At 68.9% G+C, this 1811-nt stretch carries 1 protein-coding gene; it reads right to left on the minus strand.

The features are described from left to right. Positions 1–1811: electron transport complex subunit RsxC (gene rsxC / locus AC4FAH_RS07525; protein ID WP_490245834.1), on the minus strand; the 1811-nt coding region annotated here is incomplete at both ends.

A 1811-nucleotide genomic window follows, 5' to 3' on the forward strand; every position in this document is an offset into this window, starting at 1 on the left:
GCGATATTGGCCGCGGCGCGCGCCGTCTTGAGCGCCTTGAGATCGGCGGCGGGGGCAGCCACGCCTGTTGTAGAAGTGCTGGCTGTCGAAGCGCCGGCAGCCGCCGGGGCAGCTGACTCGCTTGCCTCGCTGGCGGCCTTGAGGGCGCTCTCGGCGCTGGCGAGCTTGGCCTTGGCCGCGGTCACGTTGGCCTCGAGCTTGGCGATATCGCTCTCGGAGCTCTCACCGCCATCCTGCGCTGCCTTGAGGGCCTTCTCGGCCTTCTTGAGAGCGATGTTGGCCGCAGCGCGCGCCGTCTTGAAGGCCTTGATGTCGGTGGCCGGTGCCGGCTGGGCAGCGGCGGCCGTTGTGGTGGCAGGGGCGGCCGAGGCCGAAGTCGTGTCTGCGGCGGCGCTGGCATCGGCGCGGGCGGCGGCGGACTTCTGGGCCGCCTGAGCGCGTTGCTGGCGCTTGGCTTCCTTCTCGGCTTCCTCGCGCGCCATGCGCGCCTGCTTGAATTCGAAGCGGTGACGCGCGCGCTCGGACTTGCGCGCCTCGTGCTGGGCACTGCGAATCTCGCCCTTGGCGAAGCGGTAATACTGCACCAGCGGAATCTGGCTGGGGCAGACATAGGAGCAGGCGCCGCATTCGATGCAGTCCGCCAGATTGTAGAGCTCGGCCTTGTCGAACTCGCGTGCCTTGGAGAACCAGTAGAGCTGCTGCGGCAGCAGCTCGGCCGGGCAGGCCTGTTCGCACATGCCGCAACGGATGCACGGCTGCTCGACCGCCGGTGCCGGCAGTGACTCGGGGGAGGAGGCCAGCAGACAGTTGGTGGTCTTGATGATCGGCAGGGCGTCGCTCTCGAGTGTGAAGCCCATCATCGGCCCGCCCATCACCAGGCGTGCGATGCCCGTCGGCGCCGGCGCCGCCAGACGCAGCAGGTCTGCGATGGAGGTGCCCAGGCGCGCCTCGACATTGTGCGGGTGCTGCAACGCCTCGCCGGTCAGGGTGACGATGCGCGAGATCATCGGCTCGCCGAAGCACACCGCACGCTGCACGGCGCGCACGGTGCCCGGGTTGTGCACCACCACGCCGACATCGGCGGGCAGGCCACGGCTGGGCACTTCGCGGTCCGTCAGCAGCTTGATCAGCTGCTTCTCGCCACCGGAGGGGTACTTGGTCGGTACCACCACGACTTCGAGGCGTGAATCCAGCGGCGGCAGGCGCTTGTCGGCGCGGCGGGCGCGAATCGCCTGTTCCAGCGCGATGACGGCCTCAGGCTTGTTGTCCTCGATACCGATCAGGATGCACTCGGGGCCGATCAGGCTGGCGAGAATCTCGAGCCCTTCGATCAGCGCTTCCGGATGCGTGCGCATGGTCAGGTCATCGGCGGTGATGTAAGGCTCACACTCCGCCGCGTTCAGAATCAGGGTGTCGATGGCGTGGCGCTCACGCACCCGCGCCTTTACCGCCGAGGGGAAGCCGGCGCCGCCCTGGCCGACCACGCCGGCGTCCTGCAGGCGCTGGATCAGGTCCTGGGCTTCCTGCTGACGCCAGTCGCGCCAGGCTTCCAGGCGCGCCCATTCATCGATCTCGCCGTCGCGCTCGATCACGATGCACTGATCTTCCAGGCCTGAGACATGGGGAATCTGACGCGGCTCGATGGCGGTGACCACGCCGGTGATGCTGGCATGCACCGGGGCGGAGATCATGCCCTGGGCGCGCGCGATCAGCTCGCCCGTCTTGACGCGCTGGCCGATCTCCACCAGCGGTTGGGCGGGCGCGCCGATATGCTGGCTGAGCGGCAGCACCACCTCACGGGGCAGCGGGGC

The sequence above is a fragment of the Cobetia sp. genome (genome assembly GCF_983723665.1).